This is a genomic window from Pseudothermotoga sp. (genome assembly GCA_025060105.1).
Classification (GTDB): domain Bacteria; phylum Thermotogota; class Thermotogae; order Thermotogales; family DSM-5069; genus Pseudothermotoga_A.
Genome location: JANXCS010000004.1, coordinates 135,870 through 158,240 on the forward strand (window position 1 = coordinate 135,870; position 22,371 = coordinate 158,240).

General features: G+C 46.1%; 20 protein-coding genes and 1 tRNA gene. 6 read left to right on the forward strand and 15 right to left on the reverse strand.

The genetic code is table 11. From position 1 onward, the window contains the following. Nucleotides 1-14: 14 nt before the first annotated feature. From NZ875_05410 to asnS, 10 genes are read right to left on the reverse strand one after another with little or no spacing between them, the layout of a single operon-like run. Nucleotides 15-1,448, reverse strand: a complete 1,434-nt coding sequence (locus tag NZ875_05410) for a phospho-sugar mutase (GenBank protein ID MCS7175175.1) — start codon at nt 1,446-1,448, stop codon at nt 15-17. Continuing rightward, nucleotides 1,445-2,998: an AAA family ATPase gene (locus tag NZ875_05415; GenBank protein ID MCS7175176.1), complete on the reverse strand. Its 1,554-nt coding sequence runs from the start codon at nt 2,996-2,998 to the stop codon at nt 1,445-1,447. Before NZ875_05415 ends, NZ875_05410 begins: the two co-directional genes overlap by 4 nt. Nucleotides 2,999-3,013: 15 nt before the next feature. Then, complete coding sequence (locus NZ875_05420; GenBank protein MCS7175177.1) at nt 3,014-4,900, reverse strand: ATP-dependent helicase; 1,887 nt, start codon at nt 4,898-4,900, stop codon at nt 3,014-3,016. A 14-nt stretch (nt 4,901-4,914) separates the two neighbouring features. Continuing rightward, on the reverse strand, nt 4,915-8,217 hold the full coding sequence (locus NZ875_05425; GenBank protein MCS7175178.1) for an LptF/LptG family permease: 3,303 nt from the start codon (nt 8,215-8,217) through the stop codon (nt 4,915-4,917). Beyond that, nucleotides 8,201-8,908 (reverse strand): phosphate signaling complex protein PhoU, encoded by a 708-nt coding sequence (phoU, locus tag NZ875_05430; GenBank protein ID MCS7175179.1) that lies wholly within the window; start codon nt 8,906-8,908, stop codon nt 8,201-8,203. The genes NZ875_05425 and phoU overlap by 17 nt, the downstream gene beginning before the upstream one ends. Beyond that, nucleotides 8,905-9,687, reverse strand: a complete 783-nt coding sequence (locus NZ875_05435; GenBank protein MCS7175180.1) for an NAD(+) kinase — start codon at nt 9,685-9,687, stop codon at nt 8,905-8,907. The genes phoU and NZ875_05435 overlap by 4 nt, the downstream gene beginning before the upstream one ends. Beyond that, nucleotides 9,684-9,980: a YggT family protein gene (locus NZ875_05440; protein ID MCS7175181.1), complete on the reverse strand. Its 297-nt coding sequence runs from the start codon at nt 9,978-9,980 to the stop codon at nt 9,684-9,686. The genes NZ875_05435 and NZ875_05440 overlap by 4 nt, the downstream gene beginning before the upstream one ends. A 3-nt stretch (nt 9,981-9,983) precedes the next feature. Beyond that, nucleotides 9,984-10,655 carry a YggS family pyridoxal phosphate-dependent enzyme gene (locus NZ875_05445; GenBank protein ID MCS7175182.1) on the reverse strand — a complete coding sequence of 224 codons (672 nt, stop codon included), beginning with the start codon at nt 10,653-10,655 and terminating at the stop codon, nt 9,984-9,986. After that, the gene (gene ruvB, locus NZ875_05450) at nt 10,585-11,634 is read right to left on the reverse strand and encodes a Holliday junction branch migration DNA helicase RuvB (protein ID MCS7175183.1); all 1,050 of its coding nucleotides are present in this window, start codon (nt 11,632-11,634) and stop codon (nt 10,585-10,587) included. The genes NZ875_05445 and ruvB overlap by 71 nt, the downstream gene beginning before the upstream one ends. Continuing rightward, nucleotides 11,634-12,932 carry an asparagine--tRNA ligase gene (gene asnS, locus NZ875_05455; GenBank protein ID MCS7175184.1) on the reverse strand — a complete coding sequence of 433 codons (1,299 nt, stop codon included), beginning with the start codon at nt 12,930-12,932 and terminating at the stop codon, nt 11,634-11,636. The genes ruvB and asnS overlap by 1 nt, the downstream gene beginning before the upstream one ends. Nucleotides 12,933-13,027: 95 nt before the next feature. On the opposite strand from asnS, the gene NZ875_05460 reads away from it, so the two are divergent. The 4 genes from NZ875_05460 to NZ875_05475 all read left to right on the forward strand — a co-directional run bounded on the left by NZ875_05460 (nt 13,028) and on the right by NZ875_05475 (nt 16,339). After that, nucleotides 13,028-13,103: transfer RNA gene (locus NZ875_05460), tRNA-Cys, on the forward strand. Between the two features lie 52 nt (nt 13,104-13,155). Next, entirely contained in the window at nt 13,156-14,553 is a 1,398-nt protein-coding gene (locus tag NZ875_05465; GenBank protein ID MCS7175185.1) for an RtcB family protein, read from the forward strand. Next, on the forward strand, nt 14,550-15,914 hold the full coding sequence (locus NZ875_05470; GenBank protein ID MCS7175186.1) for an MFS transporter: 1,365 nt from the start codon (nt 14,550-14,552) through the stop codon (nt 15,912-15,914). Before NZ875_05465 ends, NZ875_05470 begins: the two co-directional genes overlap by 4 nt. Then, nucleotides 15,890-16,339 carry a SoxR reducing system RseC family protein gene (locus NZ875_05475; protein ID MCS7175187.1) on the forward strand — a complete coding sequence of 150 codons (450 nt, stop codon included), beginning with the start codon at nt 15,890-15,892 and terminating at the stop codon, nt 16,337-16,339. Before NZ875_05470 ends, NZ875_05475 begins: the two co-directional genes overlap by 25 nt. Here the strand turns inward: NZ875_05475 and NZ875_05480 are convergent. Genes NZ875_05480 through hutU form a run of 5 tightly spaced genes read right to left on the reverse strand, consistent with a single transcriptional unit; the run spans nt 16,284 to nt 20,940 of the window. Then, on the reverse strand, nt 16,284-16,736 hold the full coding sequence (locus NZ875_05480; GenBank protein MCS7175188.1) for a rubrerythrin: 453 nt from the start codon (nt 16,734-16,736) through the stop codon (nt 16,284-16,286). The two genes, NZ875_05475 and NZ875_05480, sit on opposite strands and share 56 nt — an antisense overlap. A 16-nt stretch (nt 16,737-16,752) precedes the next feature. Next, complete coding sequence (locus NZ875_05485; GenBank protein ID MCS7175189.1) at nt 16,753-17,913, reverse strand: 2-oxoacid:acceptor oxidoreductase subunit alpha; 1,161 nt, start codon at nt 17,911-17,913, stop codon at nt 16,753-16,755. Continuing rightward, a complete protein-coding gene (locus NZ875_05490; protein ID MCS7175190.1) occupies nt 17,906-18,133 on the reverse strand; it encodes a 4Fe-4S binding protein in 228 nt (75 codons plus the stop codon). The genes NZ875_05485 and NZ875_05490 overlap by 8 nt, the downstream gene beginning before the upstream one ends. A gap of 16 nt (nt 18,134-18,149) precedes the next feature. Further along, nucleotides 18,150-19,268, reverse strand: coding sequence for a sodium ion-translocating decarboxylase subunit beta (locus NZ875_05495; protein ID MCS7175191.1), 1,119 nt, complete (start codon nt 19,266-19,268; stop codon nt 18,150-18,152). 28 nt (nt 19,269-19,296) lie between these two features. Beyond that, nucleotides 19,297-20,940 (reverse strand): urocanate hydratase, encoded by a 1,644-nt coding sequence (hutU, locus tag NZ875_05500; protein MCS7175192.1) that lies wholly within the window; start codon nt 20,938-20,940, stop codon nt 19,297-19,299. A 91-nt stretch (nt 20,941-21,031) separates the two neighbouring features. Between hutU and NZ875_05505 the strand changes: the two genes are divergently transcribed. Further along, a complete protein-coding gene (locus NZ875_05505; protein ID MCS7175193.1) occupies nt 21,032-21,880 on the forward strand; it encodes a fumarate hydratase in 849 nt (282 codons plus the stop codon). Beyond that, the gene (locus tag NZ875_05510; GenBank protein ID MCS7175194.1) at nt 21,852-22,358 is read left to right on the forward strand and encodes a FumA C-terminus/TtdB family hydratase beta subunit; all 507 of its coding nucleotides are present in this window, start codon (nt 21,852-21,854) and stop codon (nt 22,356-22,358) included. Before NZ875_05505 ends, NZ875_05510 begins: the two co-directional genes overlap by 29 nt. The last annotated feature ends 13 nt before the right edge of the window (nt 22,359-22,371 follow it).

Here is a 22,371-nt window from a genome sequence, read left to right on the forward strand (position 1 = left end):
TTTCAAAAGTACACTCATATTTGTCTCACGACCCTTTCGATCGAGCACAAACGTGATTCAATCTCTTTCTCGCTCGATCCAACCACTTTGATGTAGATCTTGAGCTTCGGTTCTGTACCGGATGGCCTCACATAAATCTTTACTCCATTCAGTTCGATCAGGAGTGTTTCGCTCGGCATCTTCGGATCATTCTCATAATCACGAACGTTGATCACAGGATAACCAGCGAGTTTTTGTGGTGGATGGAGTTTGAGTTCTTCGTATTTTTTCGATGCGTGAATCACGGATTCAAATGGGATGGATACCAATTTTTCCCCATGGTAGCCGTACGTTTCATACAAGGATTTCAAAAGTTCTAGAGGATCATGTTTGGAGCAAAGGGCTGCTATCAACGCTGAACCCAAAACACCGTCTTTGTCTCTCACGAGGTGTCCAGTGAGATAACCACAACTTTCTTCGAACGCGAAAAAGTAATCCAAATTGAGCTCTCTCAACTCATTCTCTATCAGGTGACCGATGTATTTGAATCCAGTGGGTGTTTCAAAAACTCTCAAACCCATTTTCTCACACATGGGGACCACCATATCCGTAGTGACTATCGTTTTGATCAGACAACTCCCTCGGGGTGCTCTGTGTCTCAACAACTGTGTCAACAAAACTCCAACTTGGTTTCCCGTCAGCTTCCTTCCATCCACAACCAATCCGACCCTGTCACAATCCGGATCGGTTGCGATACCGAATCGAACGTTTTCTTTCCTACAGAGTTTTTTAACATCATCAAAAGCCTCATCGTACTCGGGGTTTAAAGATGACACCTTGGAAAAGTTCGGATCGAATCCCATCTGGTTTTCAACGCAGAATACTTCGAAACCGAGTCGCCTCAACACCATCGGCACAAAGCGGGCTCCGGTTCCTTGAAGCGGTGAGTAAACAATCTTCTTTGGAGAATCCACATAGCCTCCCACCAACTCTATGAGTCCTTCGATGTACTTCTTCTCGATCTCTTTTGGAACTGGATTCACTGTACCTATTCTGCCTGTATGACAACTCTTCCCCATCATGGATGCGATCTTCTCTGTGTATCGAGGCACGGCTTGTACCCCGTCACTCGTATAGACTTTGTAACCGTTGTACTCTGGTGGATTGTGGCTGGCTGTGATGACGACACCAACCCCCGCGTTCATCTCTCTCACGGCGAAAGAGAGCAGAGGCGTCGGTACAGGTTCTTCAAAGATAAAAGCGTCTATACCACTATCAGCAAAAGTTTTGGCAGCCAACTTTGCAAACACATCGGAGTTCTTCCTCGTATCGTACGCGATGACGACACCGTTTAGACCTTCCTCATGCATCCAAGTTGCAACTGCCTGCGAAACAGTCATGACGAGATTTTCATCGAACTCGCCCTTCCGCATGATGCCCCTCACACCACCAGTTCCAAATAGGATCAAACGACATCCCCCCACACGTCTTTACCACCGATCATACGTAGCAACTCATCTTTCCTCTCCTTAGAACTGAGTTGTCTGACGTTCATGCTGTCAGTTCCGTCTTTTTCCACGAAAAAATGTCTATCGGCATGTCTGGCCACCTGTGGCAGATGGGTCACAACGATCACTTGCGCTCGATTCGACAAAGATTTGAGTTTCTCTCCAAGCACGTTTCCAGTGATACCCCCTATACCGCTGTCTATCTCATCGAACACGAATGCGCCACCAGCATGACCAGTGATGACCAACTGTACAGCGAGCACCATGCGTGAGAGTTCTCCTCCGGACAGAACATCTCTCAAGCTCCTCAGTTCTCCTCCTTCGAGTTTGATGACGAACTCAACATCGCTGATACCGCTCGGCGTTAGATGATCGAACTTTCCAATTTTTACGAGAAAATCCACATTCATAGCTAGTTCCTTGAGATGCTTTTGCACTTCTCTTTCAAATTCGACGGCCCTTTCGATCCTACGTTCATGCAAACGTTGCGCTAGATCCCAACAGATTCGCTGTATCGAGACGAGTTCTTTATTGGCTAGGTAGAGTTGTTGCCTTTTTTCGAGCAGTTCCTTTCTTTCTTGCTCCAACTTCATCCAGTTTTTCTTGATGTTTTCCCAATCTGGGCCGAAGCGTCTCCTGAGCTCGTTGTAAATCGCAAGCCTTGCCTCTATTTCGCTGGCATCTTCAATTTGAATTTCCTCAACGAATTTATGGATCATTCGCTTAACTTCATTCGAATTTTCGACTATGCTCCTCAACAACTCCGATAAACCTTGTGGGAGCAACGTCGACATTTTCTCTGCCGAGATGACCAGCCTCCAGAGCCTCGCCAAGATGTCATCGTTCAGAGTTTCAGATATTTCTTCCAAAAAGGATGTGAGTTGCTTAGCCTTGCTGATCCTCTCAAACCTTTCTTTGAGAGACCTTTCCTCCTCCTCGTTTGGCTTGTATTTTTCAAAGAAAAGAAGCTGTCTATCCAATTCTTCGATCTCCTGATCTATATTTCTATCTGAGAATCCTTCTATTAAATTGAGCAACTCTTGCATCCTTTGGTACGCACCTTTGTATTCATTCAGCAGTCGATCGTTATCACAGAATCTATCTAAGAGTGACAGCTGGTGACGCTTCTTCAACAAGTTCACATGAGAATTTTGCTGATGAAAATGAATTGAATCTTCAAAAAGTCTTTCTACGACGGCCTGAGGATACATTTTGCCATCTATACGATAGATCCATCTTTTACCAGAACTCAAACTCACAACATGTTCGCCTTCCTTTATACCGATTTCTCTGAGTTCTTCATCCACACTCTTCACCAAAATGAGCGCTTCCAACCACGTGTCCTCACCGAGGAGAAACTCGACTTTCTTTCCAAGTAAAGCCTGTAAACCTCTCAAGAGAATCGACTTTCCCGCCCCAGTTTCACCAGTTATGACATTTAAACCTTCGCTGAACTCGAGGTCGAAATCTTTAAAAAACAGCAGGTTTTTTCCACCAAAACGCAGTACCATGGCGATACCACACCCTCAATCAACATCAATCCATTCAACGAGATGTTTAGGAATTCTCTCAATGAAATCGGACATCTTCATCCAGTAAAAATAGCTAGGTTTCGTGGATTCTTGACGCATTATGTAGAGTAACTCTTTGGCGCGCGTTATCGCGACGTAAAAGATTCTTTCTTCTTCATCCAACTTTCCATCGGTGATGGCGTAGTAGCTCGGGAAGTCACCTGGATTCACACTCAGTATGAAAACTACATCCCATTCCAATCCTTTCGCTTGATGAACCGTTGTGAGCGTCACCTTTCTTCCCCCAGTTTCTCGGGTCACATCCTCACTGATGGCGAGGTCAGATAGGAACCTTTCTAAAGATTTGTAACGCTCGGCTATCTCTATCAACTTCTGCACATCCGCTTTTCTTTCAACGTAGTCATGGTAACTGTTCTCCAAATATTCACGGTAGAAAGATTCGTACAGATATTCTATCTTCTCAGAAACGCTGTCTTGCCGAGCCACGTTCAGGAGAACCTCTTCAAGCTTTAACAGGGAGGGACGCTTGTTTGGAAAACTGTCAAAGATATCTTCAAATTCGATCGAACCAATTGAAGAAGCATGGTCGGCGAAGGCCGATGCCGTTTTCACACCTATTCCGGGGAACAACCGAGCCACTCTGATCCAAGAGATCTTTTCCCTTGGATTTTGAACCAATCTTAGAAAAGCCAGAACGTCTTTCACATGTGCCGTCTCTGTGAACCTCAATCCCGAAAGGATTCGAAAATCTATCTGGTGCTTACTGAGCTCCAACTGCAATTCGAAAGAATGCGAATGGCTCCTGTACAAAACACCGATTTGATTCGGATCGTAGCCGAACTCGAGCAACCTCAATATCTCTTTCGCCACGAAGCTTGCTTCACTCACTTTGTCCCAAGTGTTGACCACTTTCGGTTTGATCCCGTTGGGTTTGACTGAACGGAGCAACTTCGGCACACTCGAACGCGGGATCATAGCGTTGATGAATTCAACTATCGCTTCAGTACTTCTATAATTCGTCTGTATCTTGAATATCTTGGCGTTGGAGTGAGCGAAATCTTTCACGTTCTCAAACCGTGCACCTCTGAAAGAGTAAATACTCTGCGCATCGTCAGCCACCACGAAGGCATTACCATGAACGCTCGACAGAAGATCGACGAGTTTCAGCTGAAGTATGTTCGTGTCTTGAAATTCATCTACCAATATCCATTTATACTTCGAAGCCTCCCTGTATCTAACTTGTGAATCGTGTTCGAGGAGAAAGACTGTCAGAGTCAGTAGATCATCGTAGTCCATGCAGTTTTGAGAGCGTTTTTCAAGTGCGTACTCTTTGTGAATCTCTTCGATCACACTCTCGAACTCGATGTGCTTAGGATAAAGTTCCAATAGAGTTTCCCTCAACGAAGATAGCGTGTTCGCACTGTAGGAAAAGATCTTCTGAATGATCGTTGGAGCCGGGAAATGCTTTTGCTTTTCCTCGGAGAATATCTTATCGATCACTTTTGTTCTGACGTGTTTGATCAAACTGAGTGAATCTTCCTCATCGAGGATGGTGAAATTGGCTGAGAATCCCAACCGATTGGCATACTTTCTCAGCATGAGATTACAAACGTGGTGGAACGTACCAGCCGTGAGGTTTTCAAGGTCCGATCCGGTGACGCGTTTCGCACGTTCTATCATCTCGTTCGCGGCAGCACGCGTGAAAGTCACCAGCAATATCTGCGAAGGCTCAACACCAATGCTGAGCAAATGTAGCAGTTTGTATGTGATGACGCGGGTTTTGCCAGAACCTGGTCCTGCTATGACCAGAGATCTACCTTCCGATTCGAGGACGGCCACTCTTTGTTCTTCATCCAACTCTTGAAAGTAATCTATTTTCATTCACATCACCGCCATCAGAATATATCCGCTCCCACAGAACCCGTGATCGGATCGAACGAAAAACTCTTTTTGGGAAACTCCTTTATGAAAAATTTGAACGACAATTTTTCGAGGCTGAATTTACCAATCGTTGAAAAACTCGTCTCGAAGACCAGACCCCAACAGTGTAAATCTTTGGACAATGTCAATTCGAGAGAATTGACTGAGAACGGCTTCAACGTGCCTGAAAAGGAAACCTGGATGCTCGGATCGAAGCTCGAAAGTTCGTAGGAAGCTCTCAATCTGTAAGAACTCTGGGTGTACGCCATGGAAAAGCTATGCCTGGCCGAGCCAGTGTAGAAAGAACCCTTCGCTTGTACGGTCAAAAGACTTAAAGGTTGCACATTCAAAGTGTAATTCACAGCCAGATCCGGCCTGCTCATGAAAAGAAAGTTTTGCCCCCTCACGCTCAGCTTGTTTTCTAAGATGTCTACGTGTGGTGTCTTGTCGTATCTGTATGTGAAGCTGGTCTCATGGTTGAATGAACCGTAACCCAAATTTATCTTCCAATCCGTTTTGTGGAACTTTTCTTGTTCAATCTGGTAAACTGTTTCGGTGTAGACGGTCCAACGGAAAGAAAAAATGTCGAACGTGCTGTTGGTCTTGATCAAAAGATCATCCCATTTGTACTGAATCAGATCGTAACCTGTCGAGAATTCCACGCTGCTCGTTGGTATTTTCAAAGTTGTAGAAAAAGTGGTTTTGGAAAGATCGGAGAAATCAGAGAAACCAGCGTACAGAATGTTGTTCATCGAAGCCCTGTTCTGATAGCCAAGGGAGACAGAAAAGAAATCCACAGGTTTCAATGTGAAGTTCGTTATAGTCCGTTGCGATAGAAGATATTCCGCATTTTTTCCGTGAGCCAACCAGAATCCAGCACGGAGGGATGAATCGAAGGAAAGATCGAACCATCCTCCGCGCAACAACGCCGTTTTGAAAGGCAGATTCGTATCGAGTTGAAAATAGTTCCTTGAATAATTCTGGGTGATACTGGTCCCGCTCAACTCATAACTACCACTCAGGGACAGATCGAACTGTTTGAAAACCTCTGGTAGTTTCCACTGCATCCCCACGTCGTATCTGCCAAAGGTGTAGATCTCATCTAAATGATCGAATAAATTCCCTTCAGAATAACTCACCGAGGAATTGTGCTGCAAAGAATTGATCGTCAACGAAAAAGGATCCTTCGAAACGGTGAATTTTTTTATCGATACACTCGGTAAAATCCATCTGGTCGAGGTTCGCGTTCTGTTGACGGAATTTTGTACCACGAAATCTTTCGCAGGATTGAAAGTTTGCTCGAAAGAGAATCTATCATCGCTGAAATACGCTCTAAGTTTTGAATACAAAGAAGGTATCGATAACACGCCATTCAGTTCGTAATCGAGGCCTGAAGGTCTTTCCAAGGTGTAACTGCTCATACTCAGTTCCCATTCATTCCTTTTGTAATTCATCGCGAGTTTAGAGTAGTTGCCAGCGTTATCCCCCTTCTCTCTGTAACCAACGCTCGCCGAGACGGACCCATTCGGGTATGTTACGTTGTAAACACTTTCGAGGTTGAATCCCTCGTTTTTAGAGTAACCAAACTTCACTGAGAACGGTTGAGGTCCCTCACTCAAAGAAACGAAGTAGACAGGTAAATAAACTGTTGGAACATTGAATACGAATAGGACCACGTTGTGAGCAACCAAATAGTCGTTCTCCTTTATCTCCACGCTGGTCGCCTGCAATCTGTAATGAGGTTCTTCAAGTTCACACGTGGTCAAATAAGACGTTTGAAATTCTCCATAATCATCCTTCATGTAGGAAGACTTTGCAGCAAAGAACAGTTGATGCTTGACTTTTTCTTCGTCCGTGAAGAGAGTTTTACCTCTTGGTTGTATGACGAGCGCGAGTTTTTCAGAAAAAACGTAGTAAAGTTGATGAGCCTTTATTTGTGTGTCTTTCCTGCTGTACAAAACGTTACCCTCAGCGAGAATCTTCTCGGCCTCGTTCGAATCGTTCAAAAAAATCGTGAGCGTTGAGCATTGGATCACAACGTCTCCATAAGAAACCTCTACAGAACCTGAAACGATTACTTTCCCCTTTTCGAAACTCATATTGGTAGCCTTGAGTTGCATAGTTGCTGCGTGGCTCTGTGAAAAGAGGAAGATCACGAAGAATATCACCAAAAACCTCGTTAAGAGTTCTCTCAATCTATAGCTGAGAGGTGTATCGAGGAAAATGAATAAAACAGCTCCTACGAGTCCAAAACCCAGATTTGGCAACCATGCCGCTAGCACTGGATCCATGAGCCTTTCTTTCCCCATAGCGCTGACCCAAGCACCAGAACCTTGATAGAGAACGACCAATACGAAGGTGATTATGACACCCCAAGATTTGCTCTTCAAATTGAACATCAAAGATAATGGGACCCCCACGAGCGCTATTATGATCGGACCGAGAGCGATCGAATAACGAGTGTGGAGTTCCACTATCCAAGGGGCCGGATCTATACCGAGTTTCTTGAGTGTGTTGATCCTCTCTCTCAGTTCCTCACTCTTCATGTCTCTAGGTGTTTTACCGGTTCTCAAAATGGACTCTATATCTTGTTTGAGGTCCAGTTCCACCTTCGAAAAATTCACATCGAGCCTCAGAAAACCTTCTTTATCCACTTTGTACATGCGTCCATCGTACATGAACCATTTGTTTCCTTCTTTGGTGACACGACGCGCCGTGATTATTTCCTCTTCGGCAGGATCGTTTCTGAAAAGAACTACGTTCTCCAATACGCCGTTTTGCCTGTCATACTTTTTCACATAAAAATACTGATTATCGTCCACCTTGGTCAGAACGTTCTCACTGATGAAAACTTCTGGCTTTCTGTAAACATACTTTGAGAGTACTTGATCTGCCTTCTGGTTGAACTCCGGTACCACCCTATCGTTCAAAAGATAAGCTACACAGCTGAGTATCACACCGAGAAGAAGAAAAGGAACGATCAACACTTTCAACGAGATGCCGTGCACCTGCATAGCCATCAACTCTCTGTCACTGGAAAGCTTTGAAAGGACCCAGAACACGGCGAGCAGTATCCCAACAGGTACACCGAGGGCTGTGAAGTAAGGTAGATAATAGTATAAGATCCTGAGAAGCACGAAGAAACTCACCCTGTGCCTCACGATCAAATCTGACAATTGGTAGAGTATCTCCACGCTGACGAAGACGATGAAACCTCCAAGACCTATCAACAGAGGACCCAAAGAGAGTCTGAATAAATATTTAATCAGTATCGTCAAAAAGGACACCTTCCCCTCTTTTGAACAGTCTCATCTGGTCTCTGAAACACTTGTAGTTTGTGCCAGAAACAGCGAAAAGTACGGATTCGACGATGTTCGTGCATAGATCGGCCGTTTCTTCCAAATTCTGAGCGATTTCTAGAAGGCAAAGGATGCGTTCTGATTGGTTCGGTTTTTCTCTGAGCAAGCTTGCCAGTTCTGATCTGATATCTTGAAACATTTCATCTATCTCTGAATCTTTCATGCACACTTCAAAAGCTGTCTCAGATCGCATGTCCGCAACGACTCCCAACGTTTCTTTGAACAACAGAGCCACACTCTTCGCCATCCTCACGATGTTCGGATCGACACCCACGGGCTGTTCTCTGTAAAAGTTCAGAAGCAATTGTGCCATTTTCCTCACTCTGTCACCTATTTTTTCAAGGATGTTGGCCACTTCCAACGTACCAACCAAAAACCTCAGGTTGAACCCTGTGGGGGTGTACAGCCCGAGTAAAATCGTTGCCTCCTCTCTGAGCTCGATTTCCATCGCATCCAGCACATCGTCGTCTTCGACCACCTGTCTGACCAAAGCTGGTTGCCTAGTTTCCATTGACTCGATCGTGCGGATCAGCATCTTCTCAGTGAACCAACCCATCTTCATCAAAGCTTTCTTGTATCTTTCAATTTTCTGCTCCAATAACCATTTCAAGGTTCACTCACGCCCTTTCCGTAACCCACCTTGCTCCTCAACACGGAGAAGAAGTCGTAATGAACGGGTCTAAGCAGTGAAAAGCTCCTACTCGATTTTTCAACCAATACTTCCGTACCAGTTTCTGCATACACCCCATCGACGATCAATTCAGATTCAAGCTGACTCACTATGTGGATCTTTCTATCGCCAGGTACCACTATGCTCCGATTTTGAAGATAATATGGGGCCACTGGCATCAGTTGAACAACGTCGCAACTTGGAATCACGATGGCACCGCCGAGTGAAAGATTGTATGCCGTTGATCCCGTCGGGGTAGATACCAAGATGCCGTCGGCAAAGAAAACCAGATCACTGCAACCATTTATGGAGACCTTGAATTCACTCATGGGTTTAATCTTCGCACGAAATATCGCATCGTTGACTGCTTCGAATTCTTTCCCATTCGCCGTAACTTTCAACATCCATCTGCTTTCGGCAACGATCCTTCCACTCTCAAGATCGTGTAAGAACCGTTCGGCTTCCTCGATCTTGTATGGGGTCAAAAAACCGATCCTTCCCGCCTTGAAACCAACTATCGGCACAGAGACACACTTCACGGCTCTCAAAACCGTACCATCTCCGCCCACAACCAAAGCAAAATCACACTCTTCACTCATTGGCCTACAAGAAAGTTCACGCACATCGACGACGTGCAATCTATGTCTCACTTGCTGGTAAAGTTCAACTGCTTCTCTGTCCCTTCCAGATTTGTACACGATAACGCATTTATAATTCAACGTAATCTCACCGCCAAATCGAAAAGGGTCCTAACAACAAAATTCTCAAGAAAAACGAGCACAAGGATGGCTATCATGGGCGATACATCGACTGGTCCAACTAACGGCAATAACTTTCGCAACGGTCTGAGCACGAGATCTGCCACGCTATCGACGAACTGTCTGAAAGCTGAGTATCTGAAAGGAGTCAGCCAGCTCAGGATGGTTGATAGGATCACGGCGAGAAGTTCAACATATATGAAAAGCTGTAAAACTTTGGCCACTGCGTACAACAAGTTCGACAACACGAACATGCATCAACCTCCTTGCAACACTGCTCTACCGATGCGAACCATCGTGGCACCTTCTTCGATCGCCACCTCGTAATCGTTGGTCATACCCATGGAAAGATGTACGAGCTTCGGCCAATCCTTCGATAGTTCATCCCTCAACTCTCGAAGTTTTCTGAACACCCAGCGCACTTGTTGTGCATCTTCGACGAACGGAGCCATGGTCATCAAACCGACGACTTCAATTGCCCTATATTTCTGTGATGAATTCAGCAAATCACGAATTCTTTCCGGCTCAACTCCAGCTTTACTTTTTTCACCCGCCACGTTGACCTCTATGAAAACCTTTTGAATTTTATTCACTTTTGATGCCATCCTGTCTATTTCAGCCATCTCTTGCTCTCTGAACACAGAATGGATGTACTCACACCTTGGTACAACGTATTTGATTTTGTTGGTTTGAATCCTTCCGATGAAGTGCCAGACAGCGTTCGGTGCCACTTCATACTTTTTCACCAATTGCTGTGCATAATTTTCGGCAAGATCTGTAACACCAAGCTCGCTCAAAAGTTTTACCTGCTCCAAACTAGCTTCTTTCACAACTACGATCAGCTTCACAGATTCCGGGTCACGACCCGCTCTGGCTGCGGCTCGATGTATCTTTTCCTTCACATTCTGAAGGTTCCGTAACAAGTCCATCGAAGAGACCACCTCTCAATTTGCTCCCATAACCAAGGTGACGGTATGCAACATCTGTGACGATCCTACCGCGAGGCGTCCTCACCAACAATCCTGAACGCAGCAGATACGGTTCGTAAACTTCTTTGAGCGTGTCGATCTCGAGGTTCAAGGTTGCCGCGAGTGCCTCTAGACCAACCGGTCCACCATCGTATATCTCAATGATCGTTCGCAGTATCTTTCGGTCTATCTCATCGAGGCCGAGCGAATCTATCTCAAGTATGTCCATGGTCTTCAAAACGACAGTTTCAGTTATCCTCTTTTCCCCACGCACGGTTGCAACATCTCTAACTCTTTTTAAAAGTCTCAGAGCGGTACGTGGTGTTCCTCTCGAACGCTGAGCGATGAGCTCGGCCGCTTTCTTGTCGATAGGTATGTTGAGCCGCTCACAGGCCCTCTCGATTATCAATCTCAGATCATCTACGCTGTAAAAATCGAGTTCGAATATCATACCAAACCTGTTCCTCAAAGGAGAACTGAGTAGTCCACTCCTAGTGGTTGCGCCTATCAAAGTGAAGGGCTTGAGCTTGATCCTCACGGATCTTGCCGTCGGTCCTTTACCTATCATCACATCCACCTGGAAATCTTCCAACGCAGAGTAGAGGACTTCTTCTGCTGTTTTGTTCATCCTGTGAATCTCGTCGACGAACAACACATCACCTTCTTCTAAACTCGACAGTATTGCGGCGATGTCTCCCCCGCGCTCTATAACGGGACCACTCGTGACGTATATGTTTTTCTTCATCTCTTTGGCTATCACGTGTGCCAACGTTGTCTTTCCGAGTCCTGGAGGACCCGCGAGCAAAACGTGATCCAAAGGCTCCGAACGCATCTTTGCAGCTTGTAAAGCTATCCTCAGCTTCCTTTTCACCTCGTCCTGTCCAACGTATTCATCCAAGTTGTTTGGCCTCAGACTGAGAAGTGGTTCAGTTTCCTTCATCACGGATACACCCTATAGAGCGTTCTTGCGAACGGGATAGCCTCCCTTATGTGCTCCAAACCACAGATCCACGCTACCGTACGTTCAATTCCAAGACCAAAACCACTGTGGGGAACGCTTCCCCACTTTCTCAGATCAAGGTACCATTGGTACTTCTCGATCGGCAAATTGAATTCTTGGAGTCTCTCAACCAACAGATCGTAATCATGTATTCTTTGAGAACCTCCAATGATTTCCCCATAACCTTCCGGTGCGAGTAAATCCGCGCACAAGACCACCTCTGGCCTGTTGGGATCAGGCTGCATGTAAAACGCTTTTGCTTTCCTAGGATAATGCGTGACGAACACGGGCTTTTCAAATTGAGAAGCTATCATTGTTTCCTCATCGCCACCGAAGTCGTCTCCCCATTGGATATCAACGCCCTTGGACTGTAGAAACTTGATCGCCTCATCGTAGGTTATTCTCTCAAAAGGTGGTGTCACTTTCTCCAGTTTGGAAACATCTCTTCCCAGAGCCAGCAAATGCTCAGAGGCATTCTCGAGAACGTATTTCACCACGTGAGACACCAACTCTTCCTGCAACCTCAAATTGTCCTCATGCTCGTAATAAGCTACTTCCGCTTCGTGCATCCAGAATTCTATCAAGTGCCTCCTCGTTTTTGATTTCTCGGCTCGGAAAGTCGGACCTAGGTTATAAACCTTACCAAAGGCTAGGCACGCCGCTTCCAAGTAGAGCTGGCCAGTTTGAGTCAAATAGACCTTACCGTAGTCGAAGTAGTCCAACTCGAACAGATTTCCCGCCGTCTCACCTATTGAACCTGTGAAAATGGGTGTATCTATGAGGACGAAGTTTCTCTCTTTGTAAAACTTCCTTATCGCCCATATGATCGCATCACGAACGCGAAGAATATGAAATTGTCTTCTAGATCGCAACCACAGGTGCCTATAGCTCATGAGAAAGTCTATGCCGTGATCCTTCTTGGATATGGGGTAAGGTTCTTCAGGTATCTGGACTGGCAAAACATCGGTTGCGAGTATTTCCACACCGAAGGGAGATCTTTTGTCCTCTTTCACCGTTCCTCTCACGACGACGCTAGATTCTATCCGAAGCTTGCCGGCACTTTCGAACACATCGCTTGGCACAGTTGAACTTTCAACGATGACTTGCACAAAACCTGTACCATCCCTGAACTGAATAAAATGAATCTTTCCGCTGGAACGTATGTTCCACACCCAACCGCGCAACTCGACGGTCTCACCGATATGCTTTTTCAATTCTTCCACATAGACCCACTTCACCGTTCAGACCTCCTCCTTCTGCACATCAATTAGAATCATACCATCTGTTCACGAGCTTGAACGCGCGTGTTCATTGTGGTATAATGTGCAAGGAAGGCGACGTAGCCAAGCGGTTAAGGCGGGGGTCTGCAAAATCCCTATACGTGGGTTCGAATCCCACCGTCGCCTCCAGGGGGAGGGTTTTCCCTCCCTTTTTGCTCGATCTTCCCTCGAGGTGGTTTTCATGGACGTAAAGCGCATCGACAGATACATCTTCAGCGTGAAAGGAAAAAACGTGGATGCCATCATTTTCACAGATTCAGAAACCATCAACGATCCTGAATTCAAAGAAGCTCTACAGCAGATCGTGAATGTCACCCACATGCCGGGCATAGTTGCCGCACTCGCGATGCCCGACATACACTGGGGTTACGGTTTTCCTATAGGTGGTGTGGGTGTATTCGATGCAAAAAACGGCGTGATATCGCCAGGTGGAATCGGTTTCGATATAAATTGTGGTGTTCGGTTGATGCTCACATCTTTGAGTTTTGAACAAGTCAAACCGCATTTACGCAAATTGGTCGAAACGATCTATGAAGCTGTACCAGTGGGCGTCGGTGCTAGTGGAGCTGTGAAGGTCTCTGAGAAAACACTGCGTCGTGTCTGCATCGAGGGTGCCCATTGGGCCGTTGAGAACGGGTACGGGCTCAAAGAGGATCTCGAAAGAATAGAAGATTCTGGAAGACTTTCTCCAGCAAATCCTGAAGATGTTTCGTCTAAAGCCATCGAACGTGGGTTGGATGAACTCAGCACGCTCGGCGCGGGCAATCACTTCATAGAGATACAGAAAGTTGAGAAGATATTCGACTCGAAAGCCGCGGAAATCTTTGGGATTTTTGAAGATCAGGTTGCCATCTCCGTGCACTGTGGAAGCAGAGGGTTCGGTCACCAGATCGCCACGGACTACATACAAATCATGCGTGACAAGCTGGCCCAACACAACAAAGATCTACCTGACAAACAACTCATAAATGCTCCGTTCGACCATCCTGTTGGTCAGCAGTATTTCAGCGCCATGAACTGTGCTGCAAATTATGCCTTCGCTAACAGGCAGATGATAGGTCACATGGTTCGAACAGCCTTTTTGAAAATCTTTCCTACGGCTAGGATTTGGCTCCTGTACGATGTGGCACACAATATAGCGAAAGTCGAGATGTACAATGGTAAGAAATTGATCGTTCATAGAAAGGGAGCAACGAGGTCGCTCGGCCCAAACAATCCTTTGCTCCCCGATGTGTACAAAAACACAGGACAACCTGTACTCATACCTGGGAGCATGGGAAGCGCATCTTATGTACTGGTTGGGACGAAAAAGGCTGAGGAGATATCCTACGGTAGTACCGCACACGGCGCAGGAAGAATGGTAGGTCGTCGAGCAGCGTTGAGAAGTCTGAGTTACGATCAAGTCATGAGAGAGTTGAAGGAAAAAGGCATTGAAGTGATGAGCAAAGGTAAGAAAACACTCGTTGAAGAAGCTCCAGAAACCTACAAAGACGTGGACCGTGTGGTGGAAATCGTCGATCAAGTGGGTATAAGTAGAAAGGTGGCAAGGCTCGTCCCATTGGGCGTGGTTAAGGGATGAAGTTCTACCTCAACTTGGAAGGCGTTGGATCAACACTGTATGCCCTACTGACACAGGGTGCTGTTTTCACTGGCTTGGCTCTCGCTTTCAATCTCGATGAATTTCTGATCGGTTTGACTGCATCATTTCCAATGATCGCACAGCTTTTCCAAGTCCTTTCACCGATGGTTGTAGAAAAATTTCCGCGCCGCAGGGCTTTGGTGAATTTTTTCAACATCTCAGCACGCACCCCATGGGCCGTTTTGATCCTCTTGCTAGCCTTTAAAGAAAGAAATCCCACGATTTTCGTTTTAATCTTCGCACTCTCTCAGATCTTCGGAACGCTCGCAGGTAACGCGTGGACATCGTTAGTGAGGGACCTCATCTCAGAATCGGAGAGAGGAGATTTCTTTGGTAAAAGAAACGTTTATATATCCCTGGCTTCTCTGATATTCTTCTATATCTACTCTTTACTGATAGACTGGCTAAAAGATCCTTTAGGTTATCAGTTGTCGATAGCCATTGGTATGCTAGGCACATTCATTTCCTTTTGGTCGATGCTCAAAGTTCCCGAAGTTCAACTGAAGAGCTCGGGGGCAAGGGCCGAAGTCAGGTTTGTTTTCCAAGATAAGAATTTCATGAAGCTGTGTACCTTTTACTTCGTCTGGAACGTGGTGATCGCCTTCACATCACCTTTCTTCAGTTATCATTTACTGAAAAATTTGCACGTTCCGTTCTCATACATAGGTATGACTGGTGTACTGAGCAGCATCGTTGCCATGATCTTCTACTTCGCGTGGGGCAAACTCTCCGATAAGCTCGGTCATAAGTCGATCGCGATGGTTGGTGTCTTCATAGTTAGTTTTTTGCCAACCATGTGGTTTTTCATGAACAACCTCACTTACAGATATCTGATGATAGCAGACGCGATCGTAACTGGTATTGGATGGTCAGCGATAAACCTCTCTTTTTTAACACTCCCCATGGAAGTAGCCCAAAGTTCGTCAACAGCATACTTTGCAACTTATTCCGCCTTCGGCGGTGTGGGAGGACTCGTTGGCGCTCTGATCGGCGGAGCAACTGCAAAGTTATTGTCGAACGTTCATCTTGGTCCAAGCAGTTTTCCAATATATGGACTGCAGATCATGTTTCTCGTTTCAGGTCCACTCAGGGCGTTCACGTTGAGGTTACTCGGCAGAGTTAGGGCGAGACGGTACGTTCCTTTAAAAACTCTCATCGCCAACGCGTTGTTTCTCTCCCGAGACAACGCGTCGGAGAGGACAAATTACTCAAACATCTACGAGATTTTGAAAATTGTCAAAAAAAAGATCGAAGAGAAAGAGGGGGATGACAAAACTTGGCGCGTGAAACGATGGTGGTGAGGAAGATATTCAACGACAGAATCGTTTTGGAAAGGGATAGAACCTCCATGTGCGGTAGATGTCCAGCGAACGTGTTTTGCACTGGTGAAACACAAAAGATGCGCTTGATAGTTGAAAGAACTGACCTGGAATTGAACGAGGGTGACATCGTATTGGTTGAGACACCTGCGGTGAGTGCAACGAAAATGGCTTTCATCGTCTACACGATCCCGACGATCTTGTTCATCGTCACAACAGCTCTGACTGTGAGGAGATTCGAAGAATTAACCGCATTTTTCCTGGGACTTCTGAGCGTCGCTGCGTACTTTTTTGTTCTCAAAGTTTACGATAAGCGCTTCAGAAAGAAATTTAAACCGAGAGTGCTTGGAATCATTGAGACTGCAGAGCGAGTAAGTCCATCAGATGGCGCTTCTCTTCCGAAATGATCTTTTTCACAGTTTCCTTCTCGTTTCCAACGTATGGCAAGAGTTCCGAATAAAAAATGATACTGTCCTTCTCAACCTCTACAGCTAGATTCAACGCTTCTTTGAAACTCACTTGCTTCATGCGCTCCATCGTTGGAAACACCGACATACTCGCATAACTTTTGAGATATCCAGCCACTTCTTCGGAAACCCAACTGTCAATCGACGATTCACGGTGAGAAACGTTGTTGATCAATCCTTTGAAGATTTCTTGGTGTACCCTCTCTTGTTGCGCCAGATTCAGAAACAGTTGTTTCGTATTCTTGTCAATCTGTTTTTCTGCCATGTTTGAATAAAAGACATACCCTTCCGCTTCGATTTTCAAAGCGATGGAAAGAAGCTCTGTCAAATTCACCATACGATATTCGCTCCTTTCATAACTCCTTCAGTTCTAGATGGAGTTCATTGATACCGTTCAACACTTCCTCGGGTGTTATCAATTCGCCTCCAACTTTCGTCACGAGTCTGACCCTCAGGTTTTTCTTGGTTAAACTGAGCACTTCTTTGGCATATTGACCGAGGTTCATCTCTGCAAAAAGTACGGCTTCAGCTTTACTCAACAATTCTTTAAGTCTCGTTGCTGGCACGGGCCAGATGCTTATCGGCCTAAACATCCCGACTTTTATCTTGCTCTGTCTGGCTATCTTCACTGCCCTGATCGCACTTCTGGCCACGGACCCATAAGCAACAACCAAGATTTCAGCATCGTCAGTCATGTATTCTTCGTACATAGCAATCTCGTCTGCGTGGATTTTGATTTTGTTTGATAACCTCCTGACGAGCTTGTCACTCACTTCAAAACTCGACTGAGGAAAGCCAGCCTCATCGTGCACTAAACCTGAGACGTGGAAGCGTGCTTTTCCCATCTCAACCAGAGGTAGAGGAGTCGGCTCGGCGAAGTCCTTTTCTGCAAATGGTGTGTATATTTCTTCTTCTTCGAGTTCTGTCTCGCGCAATCTCGGTATTATTACTATTTCTTTGTCATCAGGGAGCTCGAAAGTTTCCCTCATGTGCCCGAGGACTTCGTCCATGAGAAATATCACGGGAGTTCTATATTTTTCGGCATAGTTGAATGCTGTGATGATCAATTTGTACGTTTCACCGACGCTCCAGGGGTATAAGGCTATGATTTCGTGATCACCGTGTGTACCCCAACGTGCTTGCATGATGTCCCCTTGAGCTGGCTGGGTTGGAAGGCCTGTGGATGGTCCTCCCCTCATGACGTTGACGAAAACACACGGTGTTTCCGTCATGATCGCGTAGCCAATGGATTCTTGCATCAAACTGAAACCAGGACCACTGGTTGCAGTCATCGATTTCACACCAGCGAGCGACGCACCAATGATGGCAGCAGCGCTGGCAATTTCATCTTCCATTTGTATGAAAACACCGCCAACTTTCGGTAACTCACGAGCCATCACTTCCGCAATTTCAGAAGAAGGTGTTATGGGATAACCTGCGTAGAAACGGCAACCTGCCCTGATGGCACCCAGAGCACAAGCTTCGTTTCCTTGCATCAGAACGCGTTCACCCATTTTGGACACTCCCTTGAACTGTCTCGAGTTGTTTGACTGCAACGGCAAAATCTGGACACAAATTTTCACACATCAAACAACCGATGCATTTGTTCCGATCACTCACAATCGGCCTGAGGAGCTCACCTTTCGAAAGAGCCCCCGTCGGACAAAACGCATAGCATATTCCACAGCGCTTGCACCAATCGTAGTTGATGTGTATATCGTACTGCTTCTTCATTCAAACTTTCCTCCTCTCATTTGAGCAAAGTCAGAAAGACTCCCGCCGCAACTGCCGAACCAACCACACCGGCGACGTTTGGACTCATGGCGTGCATCAGTATGAAGTTCGTTGGATCCACTTCACTCGCGAGTCTCTGAGCGACCCTCGCAGATGTCGGTACGGCGGAAACACCTGAGGCACCTATCAATGGGTTGATCTTATGTTTCAAGAAAAGATTCATGAACTTCGCGAAAAGTATCCCACCGGCAAGCGAACAAACGAACGCGAAAGCACCCAATCCGAAGACCTTCAAAGTTTCTGGTTTGAGAAACATGTCAGCTCTCGCAGAAGCTCCAACACACAGCATGAGTATGACCGTCACCGTATCGAGTATGAATCTGCTTGCAGCCTCAACGAGTCGCTTCACGTTTCCAACTTCTCTGAGAAGATTACCCAACATCAACATACCTACCAAAGGTAGTGATTGAGGTACTAGAGCTGCAGAGACAACGGTGACTATTATTGGAAAGACTATCCTCTCTGCTTTTGAAACCTTCCTCGGTGGCCCCATTCTGATCATGCGCTCCTTCTTCGTGGTGAGGAGCTTTGAAACAGGTGGTTGCAGAATTGGTATCAACGCAATGTAAGAGTATGCGGCTATGGCTACCGCTGAAAGCAATTCGGGTGAAAAACGGCTCGCCACGTATATCGTCGTTGGACCATCCGCTCCACCTATGATGCCTATCGTCGCTGACTGCTTCGGTGTAAAACCTAGGACTCTCGCCATCATGAAAGCGGTGAATATCCCTATCTGCGCAGCACCACCGAGAAACATCGTCAGTGGATAAGAGAGCATGAAGGAGAAATCTGTCAGGGCACCTATTCCCAAAAATATCAAAGGTGGGAATATGCCTAGGCTCATACCTTGCTTCAGATACCAGATCAGTCCTCCCTCATCGAGGATGCCAGTCAACTGAGGAGGAATATTTGCCAGCACGATCCCAAAAGATATCGGTACCAGTAACAGCGGCTCTGCATCTTTCTTCACTGCTACGTAGAGTAAAACTGTGGCTATTCCAAACATCAAAAGGTTTCCAACTGTGAAATGTGAAAAAGCTGTTTGCTGCAACATCTGAAGAATTCCCTGCAGCATCGTACAAGCCTCCTATGTGTTTACGATTTCACTCCATCATTGGATACCTCAGACCTTTCTTTCTCGCCGTTTCGAGCGCGATCTCATAACCGGCATCGAGGTGCCTTATAACCCCGATACCAGAATCGTTGGTCAAGACTCTCTCGAGCTTCTGACGGGCCAATTCTGTTCCGTCCGCAACGATGACCATACCTGCATGTATCGAATAGCCTATACCCACACCTCCACCGTGATGCACGGACACCCACGTTGCACCACTGGCTGTGTTCAATAAAGCATTCAAGATCGGCCAATCGGCGATCGCATCGCTCCCGTCCTTCATCGCTTCCGTTTCTCTGTATGGAGAGGCAACCGATCCCGTATCGTGATGATCTCTGCCTATCACGATCGGTGCTTTGAGCTCGCCTTTTTTCACCATCTCATTCATGGCCAAACCCATGAGCGTTCTTTCACCTTGACCGAGCCAGCATATCCTTGCAGGTAAGCCTTGCCATTTCACCTTCTTTTGTGCCATCTCTATCCACTTGCGAAGATGTTCATCTTCGCCGAACAATTCAAGAACTTTTCTATCGGTCGCGTAGATATCTTGGGGATCACCTGAAAGCGCCACCCACCTGAATGGTCCTTTACCCTGTGCGAACAAATCTCTTATGTATTCTGGTACATAACCGGGTATATCGAACGCGTTCTCAACGCCATGTTCGTAGGCTAACCTTCTGAGGTTGTTTCCATATTCGAAAACCTTTGCACCTTGTTTCTTCATCTCCAAAATGGCGTTCACATGTTCAACCACAGATTCATAAACCCTCTCCAAATATTCTCGAGGATTTTCTCTCCTCAATTCAGTAGCCTCTTCAACACTGAGACCTTTTGGAACATAACCGTTCAATGGATCGTGTGCGGCCGTTTGGTCGGTCACAACGTCCGGTATTATGCCCATCCGAACGAGCTTTGGATGTATCTCCGCAGCGTTTCCTAAAAGAGCCACCGATAAAGGTCGACCAGTTTTCACAGCTTCCTTCACGAGCCTCAACGCTTCGCTCAAATCATCGGTCCAAGTGTCGAGATATCCTGTTCTCAACCTTCTATCTATCATTCTTTTGTCCACTTCGACCGCCAGTATTACCCCTTCGTTCATCGTTACCGCGAGTGGTTGAGCTCCTCCCATTTCGCCGAGACCTGCAGTCAAAACGAATTTACCTTTCAAGGTCCCATTGAAATATTTGCGCGCCACGGCATAGAAGGTTTCGTACGTACCTTGGAGTATTCCCTGCGTACCTATGTAAATCCAGCTACCAGCCGTCATCTGACCAAACATGATCAAACCTCGTTCTTCGAGCTCTCTGAAATACTCCCAAGTTGCCCACTTCGGAACGAGCAAAGAGTTGGCTATCAACACTCTCGGTGCCCATTCGTGCGTCTTGAACACGGCAACTGGTTTACCACTCTGAACGAGGAGCGTTTCATCGTTCTCAAGCACCTTCAATGTCTCAACGATTTTATGAAAACACTCCCAATTTCGGGCGGCTTTTCCTGTACCTCCATATACAATCAAATTCATTGGATCTCTTGCAACCTCTGGATCAAGGTTGTTCATCAACATCCGCATCGCTGCTTCAGTTTGCCAGCTCTTACAAGTCAGAGTTGCCCCACGGGGCGCCTTAACGATCATTCCCTTCGTGAGTTTTTCCACCCTTTCAAACCTCCCGCATTTATTGTATCATTTTGTTTCGAAAAACGACAAGATTGTGGGGTGATAAACCGTGAAAGTTTTCTATTTCGATTGTAGTAATGTGATCGAGAAAATTTCCGAACATCTAGCGATGGCCAACAGCATCTTAACGAAAGATGTTCTCGAGCACGTCGAAACTTACGAAGGTCCATTCTGCGAAGTGATAAAGAGAAACGTAAAAGTTGCAAAAGAAAAGGATCTTCCGCTTTGCCAAGATACAGGATTTGTGGAATTCTTCGTGTTCATACCATTCAACTCGGTGTTCGATAGACCTTTACAAGACATCTGTGATGAAGCCGTCAGAAAAACTTACCTTTTGAAACCTTATCGGTTCTCTCTGGTGAACGATCCACTCTATGAACGCAAGAATACCCAAGACAACACACCTTCGGTTTGCCATCTTTTTCATTGGAATGAAGAAAAACTACAAGTGAGGTTTCTCGTGAAAGGTGGAGGTAGTGAGAACCTCTCAAGATTGTTCATGTTACCACCGGGTTCGAGTGAGGATGATCTCGTTGAGATTTTGGTCAAGCACGTTTCAGATCACGGGTTCAACTCTTGCCCACCTGTGAGAGTTGGGGTTGGTATCGGCGGAAGCTCCGATAAAGCGATGCTACTTTCCAAGCTCGCGCTGACCTACAATTTGAACGAGAGAAACTCGAACTCTCGCTACGCGACTTTAGAGCAACGCATACTGGATGAACTGAACAAGCTGAAGATAGGCTTTCAAGGCCTTGGTGTCGGTCCGACAGCACTCACTGTGCACGTTCTCTATGCTCCTACTCACATTGCAAACCTTCCAGTTGCTGTTTCATTCGATTGTTATCTTTCAAGGAAAGGAGTGGTAGAGATTGAACCTGACGCAATTGAAAGCAGGTGAACAAGTGAGATATTCTGGAAGCATGATCGTGATGCGTGATGCCGCACAAAAAAGACTTGAATCCTTGCTGAACCACGATCAAAGATTGCCAATCGACATGAGTGGTAAGATCGTTTTCTATGCCGGTCCAACCAGAGTCGTTAATGGAAGGTTCGCCATAGGACCAACGACGAGCGAAAGGATGGATAAATACCTCAAGATGCTTTTTGAGCTCGGGGTCTCAGCTACCGTAGGTAAAGGGAAAAGGAGCGAGCTTGCCAAAAGGTTGTGCAGAGAATACAAAAGGGTCTATTTGCTCGCACCGAGTGGTGCGGCCGCCGCACTCTCTGAGTACGTCGAAAGTATGACACTCTTGGCTTTCGAAGATCTCGGAACCGAGGCTATATATGAAATCAACGTGAGAAACTTTCCTCTCATAGTAGCGATAGACAGTGATGGTAGAGACTTGTTTGAAATGATAAAATCGAATTCAGAGTGAAGATAAGGGGGTA

What these genes read in the sequence shown, in the direction of transcription:
- NZ875_05415 (MCS7175176.1), bottom strand. Translation starts at nt 2,998, where the DNA reads ATGGTACTGCGTTTTGGTGGAAAAAACCTGCTGTTTTTTAAAGATTTC.
- NZ875_05420 (MCS7175177.1), bottom strand. Translation starts at nt 4,900, where the DNA reads ATGAAAATAGATTACTTTCAAGAGTTGGATGAAGAACAAAGAGTGGCC.
- NZ875_05440 (MCS7175181.1), bottom strand. Translation starts at nt 9,980, where the DNA reads ATGTTCGTGTTGTCGAACTTGTTGTACGCAGTGGCCAAAGTTTTACAG.
- NZ875_05445 (MCS7175182.1), bottom strand. Translation starts at nt 10,655, where the DNA reads ATGGACTTGTTACGGAACCTTCAGAATGTGAAGGAAAAGATACATCGA.
- ruvB (MCS7175183.1), bottom strand. Translation starts at nt 11,634, where the DNA reads ATGAAGGAAACTGAACCACTTCTCAGTCTGAGGCCAAACAACTTGGAT.
- NZ875_05465 (MCS7175185.1), top strand. Translation starts at nt 13,156, where the DNA reads ATGGACGTAAAGCGCATCGACAGATACATCTTCAGCGTGAAAGGAAAA.
- NZ875_05470 (MCS7175186.1), top strand. Translation starts at nt 14,550, where the DNA reads ATGAAGTTCTACCTCAACTTGGAAGGCGTTGGATCAACACTGTATGCC.
- NZ875_05480 (MCS7175188.1), bottom strand. Translation starts at nt 16,736, where the DNA reads ATGGTGAATTTGACAGAGCTTCTTTCCATCGCTTTGAAAATCGAAGCG.
- NZ875_05485 (MCS7175189.1), bottom strand. Translation starts at nt 17,913, where the DNA reads ATGGGTGAACGCGTTCTGATGCAAGGAAACGAAGCTTGTGCTCTGGGT.
- NZ875_05490 (MCS7175190.1), bottom strand. Translation starts at nt 18,133, where the DNA reads ATGAAGAAGCAGTACGATATACACATCAACTACGATTGGTGCAAGCGC.
- NZ875_05495 (MCS7175191.1), bottom strand. Translation starts at nt 19,268, where the DNA reads ATGCTGCAGGGAATTCTTCAGATGTTGCAGCAAACAGCTTTTTCACAT.
- hutU (MCS7175192.1), bottom strand. Translation starts at nt 20,940, where the DNA reads ATGATCGTTAAGGCGCCCCGTGGGGCAACTCTGACTTGTAAGAGCTGG.